Origin of the sequence: Burkholderia sp. Ac-20353 (assembly GCF_017104785.1) — a bacterium.
In the GTDB taxonomy this organism is placed as follows: domain Bacteria; phylum Pseudomonadota; class Gammaproteobacteria; order Burkholderiales; family Burkholderiaceae; genus Burkholderia.
Genome location: NZ_JAAGPL010000276.1, coordinates 1 through 9,211 on the forward strand (window position 1 = coordinate 1; position 9,211 = coordinate 9,211).

General features: G+C 69.0%; 4 protein-coding genes. 1 reads left to right on the forward strand and 3 read right to left on the reverse strand.

Features of this window, described 5'->3' with window-relative positions:
- The first annotated feature begins 191 nt into the window (after nucleotides 1-191).
- The gene (locus tag G3N94_RS37545; protein WP_205799280.1) at nucleotides 192-1,712 is read left to right on the forward strand and encodes an AMP-binding protein; all 1,521 of its coding nucleotides are present in this window, start codon (nucleotides 192-194) and stop codon (nucleotides 1,710-1,712) included.
- A gap of 188 nt (nucleotides 1,713-1,900) precedes the next feature.
- Here G3N94_RS37545 and G3N94_RS37550 read toward each other — a convergent pair whose 3' ends face one another.
- The 3 genes from G3N94_RS37550 to G3N94_RS37560 all read right to left on the reverse strand — a co-directional run.
- Complete coding sequence (locus G3N94_RS37550) at nucleotides 1,901-3,040, reverse strand: branched-chain amino acid ABC transporter substrate-binding protein (RefSeq protein WP_205799281.1); 1,140 nt, start codon at nucleotides 3,038-3,040, stop codon at nucleotides 1,901-1,903.
- A gap of 85 nt (nucleotides 3,041-3,125) precedes the next feature.
- The gene (gene putA, locus G3N94_RS37555) at nucleotides 3,126-7,058 is read right to left on the reverse strand and encodes a trifunctional transcriptional regulator/proline dehydrogenase/L-glutamate gamma-semialdehyde dehydrogenase (RefSeq protein WP_205799282.1); all 3,933 of its coding nucleotides are present in this window, start codon (nucleotides 7,056-7,058) and stop codon (nucleotides 3,126-3,128) included.
- 340 nt (nucleotides 7,059-7,398) lie between these two features.
- Nucleotides 7,399-9,211 (reverse strand): primosomal protein N' (locus tag G3N94_RS37560; protein ID WP_205799283.1); only part of this gene is annotated, 1,813 nt, incomplete at its 5' end.

A 9,211-nucleotide genomic window follows, 5' to 3' on the forward strand; every position in this document is an offset into this window, starting at 1 on the left:
GTGCCTGCTGCGACGCGACGCGCCCGCGGCCGTCGCCGACGCGTTCATCGCGACGCGCATCGCCGAGCCCGCGTGGGGCCGCATCGCGGGCGGCTTCGATCCGCGCCGCATCGACGTCGCCGCGCTGCTGCAACGCGCCTATCCCGCGTGACGGAGGCGCTCGTACCACGCGACATCCCACGGAGTCCTGCATGAACCTCGTCGCTGCCCTCGACCGCGCCGCCCGCGCGACGCCCGACAAACCGTTCCTGCGCTTTGACGGCGCAACGCTCACCTACGGCGACACGCGCGACCGCTCGCACCGCGCGGCGGCGGTGCTGAGCGCGCTCGGTGTCGCGGCCGGCGACCGCGTCGCCGCGATGTGCTTCAACACCCCCGCGTTCGTCGACGTGCTGCTCGGCGCGTGGCGGCTCGGCGCGGCGTTCGTGCCGGTCAACCACAAGCTGCAGGCGCCCGAAGTCGACTATGTGCTCGAGCACAGCCGCAGCAAGGTGATCCTGTTCGACGCGGCGCTCGCGCCGGTGCTCGACCGCGTTGCGTCTGCCGCGCGACGCCTGTCCACCGAAGGGACGGTCGCCGGCTTGCCATGCTTCGACACGATGTGCGAGACGATCGACGGCGTCGCCGGCATCCTCCCCGCCGACGGCGAGCTCGCGCAGATCCTCTACACGTCCGGCACGACCGGCCGCCCGAAAGGCTGCGTGCACAGCCATCGCACGGTGACGCTCGCGGCAATGCAGGCCGCGCTCGCGCTGTCGATCACGCACGACGAGCGCACGCTGATGGCGATGCCGATCTGGCATTCGTCGCCGCTCAACAACTGGTTCGGCGGCACGCTGTACGTCGGCGGCACCGTCGTGCTGCTGCGCGAATACCATCCGCTGCGGTTCCTGCAGGCGGTCGAGCGCGAGCGCGTGTCGCTGTATTTCGGCGCGCCGGTGTCGTACACGCTGCCGCTCGACACGATCGAAGGCTTCGCCGCGTTCGACCTGACGAGCGTGCGTGCGTGGGTCTACGGCGGCGGCCCGATCGGCGCGGCACAGGCCGAACGGCTCGCGCGCGCGTACCGCAGCGACGCGTTCTATCAGGTGTACGGGATGACCGAGACGGGCCCGGCCGGCACCGCGCTGTATCCGGACGAGCAGGTGACGAAAGCGGGTTCGATCGGCCGCTGCGGCGCGCCCGGTGTCGACCTGCGCGTCGTGCGCGCGGATGGCGGCGACGCGCAGCCGGGCGAGGCCGGCAAGGAAACAGGCGAGATCTGGCTCAAGGCCGACAGCATGATGCTCGGCTATCTCGACGATCCGGACGCGACACGCGCCGCGTTCGCGCCGGACGGATGGTATCGCTCCGGCGACGTCGCACGCATCGATCAGGATGGCTATCTGTTCCTCGTCGACCGGATCAAGGACATGATCGTGACGGGCGGCGAGAACGTCTATTCGAAGGAAGTGGAAGACGTGCTGACCGCACATCCGGGCGTGGTCGAGGCGGCCGTCGTCGGCATACCGCACCCGGACTGGGGCGAGACGGTGGTCGCGCACGTCGTCGTGAGCGCAGGCGCGGCGCTCGATGCCGAAACGCTGCGCGCGTTCTGCGCGGAACGGCTCGCGGCGTACAAGGTTCCGCGCGAAGTCGTGTTCGCCGATGCGCTGCCGCGCACGCCGACCGGCAAGCTGCAGAAATTCCTGCTGCGCAGGCGCGAAGGGTGAGCGCGCGCCGGCGCGTCCTTCCGCCCGACCGTTGCGCCCGTCTGGTTCAGGTCCGCGTGAACGCGCGACGCCTCCGGCAATCGCACGGGACCCCAAGTAAAAAAGCCACCGGACTTTCCAGTCCGATGGCTTTCGACTTGCCGGCCGGGCAGCAGCAGCCCGCCGACGTCGTGTTTACCTGGCGCCGATTACTTGCCGCCGATGCTCTTCAGCGGCTTCCACTCGCCCTTCTCGACCTTGTACATCGTGATGCCGCCGTTCTTCAGGTCGCCCTTCGCGTCATACGCGACGTGCGTCGACGTCACGCCGGCCATGTCGGTCTTCGCGAGCAGCGGCAGGTACTTCGCCGGATCCGTCGAGTTCGCCTTCTTCATCGCGTTGAACAGCGCCATCGCGCCGTCGTACGAATACGGCGAGTAGGTCTGCACGTCTTCGCCGAAGCGCTTCTTGTACTTGTCGGCGTAGGCCTTGCCGCCAGGCATCTCGTCGAGCGGCAGGCCCGCGAGCGAAGCGATCGTGCCGTCAGCCGCGCCACCCGCGATGCTCAGGAACGTCGGCGTCTTCACCATTTCGCCGCCCATCAGCGGTGCCGTGAAGCCGAGCGCCTTCATCTGCTTGACCATCGGCGCTGCCTGCGAATCCGCGCCGCCGTAGTAGACGAGGTCCGGCTTCGTCGCCTTCAGCTTCGTCAGGATCGCCTTGAAGTCGACGGCCTTGTCGTTCGTGAACTCACGGTCGACGATCGTAGCTCCAGCGGCCTTCGCGGCCTTCTCGAACTGGTCGGCGAGACCCTGGCCGTAAGCGGTGCGGTCGTCGACGATCGCGATCTTCTTCAGGCCGAGATCCTTCGCGACGAACGTGCCCGCCACCGAGCCCTGCTGCGTGTCGGACGTCATCATGCGGAAGGTCGTCTTGTAACCCTGCTGCGTGTATTCCGGCGCGGTCGCCATCGCGATCTGCGGAATGCCCGCGTTCGCGTAGATGCGCGATGCCGGAATCGTCGTGCCCGAGTTGAAGTGGCCGAGCATGCCCTTGATACCGTCGTCGACGAGCTTCTGTGCAACCGTCGTGCCCGTGCGCGGGTCGGCCTGGTCATCCTGCGTGTCGAGCACGAACTTCACCGGCTTGCCGCCGATCATCGGCTTCGTCGCGTTGAAGTCCTCGATCGCGAGCACGATGCCGTTCTGCATGTCCTTGCCGTAGTGTGCCTGCGCACCCGTCATCGGCCCTGCGTAGCCAACCTTCACGTCATCCGCATGAGCCGTCCCCGCAAGCGACATGACTGCGACAAAGGTCGCGCCTGCCAGCTTTTTCATCGTGTGTTGCATAGCATCTCCTTGGTACCAGGGTAAATGGAGCGGCTTCGGGATCGCCTAGCCGCTTCCTTTCTCTTGATCCGAACGGCCAGGATGGTCAGCCGATCGTCATCAAATTCGCATTGCCGCCCGCCGCCGCGGTGTTCACGCTGACCGAACGCTCGGTGAGCAGACGCTCGAGCGCGTAGTCTTCCGCGTCGCCGCGCTCGAACGCACCCGCCGACACGCCCTGCACCGACACGATCGGGCCCGGCCGCTGCGCGACTTCCTTCACCAGCGTCTGCAGCTCGTCGCTGTCGCCTTCGAACAGCACCGCGTCGAACACCGCATCCGCCTGCTTGCGCACGCCCGCATGCGCCTTCAGCGCCGCCGGCAGCGCGGCGACGAGCGCCTCGCCCGCCGCACCGGCAAACAGCGCGCGGTTACCGGTTGCGAGCACCGCCGCGAACTGCGCACGCGCGCCGCCCGGCGTCGCCGCAACGCACAGCACGGTGCCGCGCGGGCCGAGTGTATACGTGTTCCGCTCGCCCGTCGGGCCCGTGAGCACCGCGGTCGCGCCGGCCGGCACCTGCGCGAGATAGCCGTCGCAGCGTGCCGCGAGCGCCGGCTCGCGCTGCTCGATCAGCCAGTCGCGCAGCGTCGTCAGCGCCGCCGCCGGGCTCTCCCGCTTCTCGCCTTCGGCGACGTCGTCCGCGACCAGCATGTCCGCGAGCGAACGCGGCAGCCCCGACGGACGCGTCGCGAGCAGACGCTGCAGATACAGCGCGCCACCCGCCTTCGGGCCCGTGCCCGACAGCCCTTCGCCGCCGAACGGCTGCACGCCGACCACCGCGCCGATCACGTTGCGGTTCACGTAGATGTTGCCCACGTGCGCGTTCGAGATCACGTGCGCGATCGTCTCGTCGATCCGCGTGTGGATGCCGAGCGTCAGGCCATAGCCGGTCGCGCGGATCTGCTCGAGCAGCTTGTCCAGCGCGCTGCGGCGATAGCGCACGACGTGCAGCACCGGCCCGAACACTTCGCGCTTCAGCTCGTCGATGCTGCCGATCTCGATCAGCGTCGGCGGCACGAACGTGCCGTGCGCGCAGGCATCCGGCATCGGCAGCTGCGTGACGCCGTTGCCCTTCTCCTTCATCGCGGCGACGTGCGTGTCGATCGTCTGCTTCGCCTCACCGTCGATCACCGGGCCGACGTCCGTCGACAGGCGGTCGGGGTTGCCGAGCGCGAGTTCCTGCATCGCGCCTTTCAGCATCGTCAGCGTGCGGTCGGCGACATCGTCCTGCAAACACAGAACGCGCAGCGCCGAACATCGTTGACCGGCGGAATCAAACGACGACTGCATCACGTCCGCGACGACCTGCTCGGCGAGCGCCGACGAGTCGACGATCATCGCGTTCTGGCCGCCCGTCTCGGCGATCAGCGGAATCGGCTTGCCATCCGGGTCGAGGCGCGACGACAGCGTCTTGTTGATCAGGCGCGCGACTTCGGTCGAACCGGTGAACATCACCGCGCGGGTGCGCGCATCGGCCACCAGCGCCGCACCGACCGTCTCGCCGGTGCCCGGCAGCAGCTGCACCGCGCCGGCCGGCACGCCGGCCTCGCGCAGGATGCGCACGGCTTGCGCCGCGATCAGCGGCGTCTGCTCGGCCGGCTTCGCGAGCACCGTGTTGCCGGCCGCGAGCGCCGCCGCCACCTGGCCCATGAAGATCGCGAGCGGGAAGTTCCACGGGCTGATACAGACCACCGGCCCCAGCGGGCGGTGCGTATCGTTCGAGAATTCGTCGCGGATCTGCGCGGCGTAGTAGCGCAGGAAGTCCACCGCCTCGCGGATTTCCGCGATCGCGTTCGGCAGCGACTTGCCGGCTTCGCGCACGATCAGGCCCATCAGCGTGTGCATCTGCGCTTCGAGCAGGTCGGCGGCACGCGCGAGGCAGTCGGCGCGCGCATCCACGGGCGTCGCCTGCCAGATCGGCGCGGCGGCCACCGCGTGCGCGAGCGCGGCGCTCACGTGCTCGGACGTCGCTTCGCTGACCGTGCCGACGAGGTCGCGCTGGTCGGCCGGGTTGCGCACATCGCGGGCCGGCGCGTCGGCGAGCGCATTGTCGGCGAGCAGCGGCGCGGCGCGCCACGGGTGATGCCCGCTCGCGAGCAGCGCGGACGACAGCGATGCGAGGCGATGCTCGTTCGACAGGTCGAGGCCCATCGAGTTGAAGCGCTCGTCACCGTACAGGTTGCGCGGCAGCGGGATCTTCGCGTGCGGCGCGCCGAGCGGCGTGAGCTTCAGCGCTTCCTCGACCGGGTCCGCGACCAGTTCCTTCACCGACACGGTCTTGTCCGCGATGCGGTTCACGAACGACGTGTTCGCGCCGTTTTCCAGCAGGCGGCGCACGAGGTACGCGAGCAGCGTTTCGTGCGTGCCGACCGGCGCATACACGCGGCACGGACGGTTCATCTTGTCGCGGCCGGTCACCTCTTCATAGAGCGGCTCGCCCATCCCGTGCAGGCACTGGAATTCGTACTGGCCCGGGTAGTAGTTCTGGCCGGCGAGGTGATAGATCGCGGCGAGCGTATACGCGTTGTGCGTCGCGAACTGCGGATAGACGGCATCGGGCGCCGCGAGCAGCTTCTTCGCGCACGCGATGTACGACACGTCCGTGTAGATCTTGCGCGTGTAGACCGGATAGCCTTCGAGGCCGTCGACCTGCGCACGCTTGATCTCGGTATCCCAGTACGCGCCCTTCACGAGGCGGATCATCAGGCGGTGACGGCTGCGGCGCGCGAGATCGATCAGGTAGTCGATCACGAACGGGCAGCGCTTCTGGTAGCCCTGCACGACGAAGCCGATGCCGTTCCAGCCGGCGAGTTCAGGATCGAAGCACAGCGCCTCGAGCAGGTCGAGCGACAGCTCGAGCCGGTCGGCTTCCTCGGCGTCGATGTTCAGGCCGATGTCGTAGCGGCGCGCGAGCAGCGCGAGCGAGCGCACGCGCGGCAGCAGCTCGGTCATCGTGCGTTCCTGCTGCGAGCGCGAGTAGCGCGCGTGCAGCGCCGACAGCTTGATCGAGATGCCGGGGCCTTCGTAGATGCCGCGGCCGCCCGCCGCCTTGCCGATCGCGTGGATCGCCTGCTCGTACGACGCGTAGTAGCGCTGCGCGTCCTCTTCGGTCGTCGCCGCTTCGCCGAGCATGTCGTACGAGTAGCGGAAGCCGCGCGCTTCGTACTTGCGGCTGTTCGCGAGCGCTTCGGAGATCGTCTCGCCGGTCACGAACTGCTCGCCCATCAGGCGCATCGCCATGTCGACGCCCTTGCGGATCAGCGGCTCGCCGCCCTTGCCGATCAGGCGCGTGAGCGCCGACGACAGCCCGGCTTCGCTGTTGGTCGTGACGAGCTTGCCGGTGATCATCAGCCCCCAGGTCGCCGCGTTGACGAACAGCGACGGCGCGTGGCCGACGTGCGAGCGCCAGTCGCCCTTGCTGATCTTGTCGCGGATCAGCGCATCGCGGGTCGCGCGGTCGGGGATGCGCAGCAGCGCTTCCGCGAGACACATCAGCGCGACGCCTTCCTGGCTCGACAGCGAGAACTCGTGGATCAGCCCTTCGACGCCGCCGCCCGAGCTCTTCTCGCGCAGCGCCTCGACGAGCTGCGTCGCGAGCGCCTGCACGTCCGTGGACAGGTTCGCGGGCAGCCGCGCCTGGCCGATCAGGAACGGCACGCATTCCGGCTCGGGGCGGCGGTACGCGGCGGTGATCGCCGCGCGCAGCACCGATTGCGGCTGCACATTCTGCGCGAATTCGAGGAACGGATGCGGGGAGTTGTCGTCGTCGCCTTCGCCGCCCTGACCGTCCGCGAGCTCGGTGACGCCGCTGTGGCCGGACAGCTCCGGCGGAAGCTGGCCGTGCTCGATCCGCTCGAGATACGCGAAGATCGCCTGCTTGATCAGCCAGTGGGGAGTCCGTTCGAGTCGCGCTGCGGCGTCTTTCAGGCGCGAGCGGAGCAGGTCGTCGACTTTGACGCCAAGGGTGGTGCTTGCCATGATGGGTTCGTGCGCCGGCGGGAGACCGGCGAATAGACGTGAGAGGATGCGCGAAATCCTACGGCACGCAATAAAAAGGTGCAACCAGATTTCGATATAGGTTGCACCCGCGAATTATCCAATATAATCAGCGGCTTACGGAGTTGCAACCTAGGGGTTGCCCGCGGTCGGGGGATCGGTATTTTCCCTGATTCGGGGTGCGCGGACACGTTTGGGCAACCTTGCGCGTGTAGTGCGCCCGTTCAACGCGGGTTGCGATGACCGTGCAACACGGCGCCGGCAGCGCAAGCGCTGCGGCCGTGCGCGCGTTGCGACGCGCGCCACGGTGCGCCAGATGGCGTCAGATATCCAGCGGATCGACTTCGACGCTCCACCGCAGCACGCCCTTCAGCGCGCGCAGCTCGTAGTGCCACGCGCGCAGCGTGTGCTGCAGCGCCGCCCGCGACGCGCTTTCGAGGAGCAGTTGCGCGCGATGGACGTTCGCGACCTTCACGATCGTCATCGGCACCGCGTCGTAGGCCATCACGCGATCCGCGCCGGGCAGCCCCGGCAACGCGGCCGCGGCCTGCTGCAGGAACCCGAGCGCCGCGTCGAGCGTGCGCCCTTCCGCGCGCAGCAGCGCCTGGTAGACGAACGGCGGCAGATGCGCGTCGCGCCGCTCGCCGAGCGTCGTGTTCGCGAAGCCGATGTAATCCTGGCGCGCGAGCGCGTGATACAGCGCGTGGCGCGGATAGCGCGTCTGCACGAGCACCTCGCCCGGCAGCCCGGCGCGGCCCGCGCGGCCGCTCACCTGCATCAGCTGCGCGAACAGCCGCTCGCTCGCGCGGAAGTCGTGCGAGAACAGCGCGGTGTCGGCATTGAGCACGCCGACGAGCGACACGCGCTGGAAATCGTGACCTTTTGCAATCATCTGCGTGCCGACGAGGATGTCGACCTCGCCCGCGTGCACGTCCGAGAACAGCGCCTGCGCACTGCCCTTGCGGCGCGTGCTGTCGGCGTCGATCCGCAGCACGCGCGCGGCCGGCACGGCCTCGGCGAGCGCCTCCTCGATGCGCTGCGTGCCGCGGCCAAGCGGTGCGATATCGACGTTACCGCATTCGGGGCACGACCGCGGAATCCGCGACTCCCAGCCGCAGTGATGGCAGCGCAGCGCGTGCTCGGGTTTGTGCAGCACGACGTACGCGCTGCAGCGCGGGCAGCCGGCGACCCAGCCGCACGCATCGCACGCGAGCTGCGGCGCGTAACCACGCCGGTTCAGGAACACGAGGCTCTGCTCGCCGCGCTCGAGCCGCGCCTTCAGCGCCGCGACGAGCGGGCCCGACAGCCCGCCCTGCGACGCACGCCCGCGCCGCCGCTCTTCCTCGAGATCGACCAGCCGCACGCTCGGCAATACCGCATCGGCGATCGCGCGGCGCGACAGCGTAAGCCGCGTGTAGCGCCCCTGCTCGGCCTGCCACCAGCTTTCGAGCGACGGCGTCGCGGAACCGAGCACGACCGGGATGTCGAGCTGCTTCGCGCGCCATACCGCGAGGTCGCGCGCCGAATAGCGCAAGCCTTCCTGCTGCTTGTACGCGGGCTCGTGCTCCTCGTCGACGACGATCAGCGCGAGCGTCGGCAGCGACGCGAGCACCGCGAGGCGCGTGCCGAGCACGATCCGCGCGCGGCCCGTATGCGCAGCCAGCCAGTTGCGTGCGCGCTCGCCTTCGGCAAGGCCGCTGTGCAGCGTGACGATCGCGTCCGCCGCAAGCGTGCCCGCAAAGCGCGCACGAAACGCCGCCTCGAACTGCGGCGTCAGGTTGATTTCGGGGACGAGCACGAGCGCCTGCGCGTCGGGCCGCGTGTCCAGCAGCGCCGCGAGCGCATGCAGATACACCTCGGTCTTGCCGCTGCCCGTCACGCCGTGCAGCAGGAACGGCGCGAAACCCTGCGCGGCGCGGATCGCGTCGAGCGCCTCTGCCTGCTGGTCGTTGAGCGGCGGGGGTACGGTTCGTCCACCGCTTGTCGACAGGTTATCCACACACTTGGGCACAGGGTTATCCGCCCAGCCGATTTCGTCGACGTCGACCCAGCCTTGCGCGGCCCAGCCGTCGAGCGTCGCCGCGGCCTTCGGATGCTGCGTGCGTGCGTCGGGCAGGCTCAGCGAGCCGGCGTCG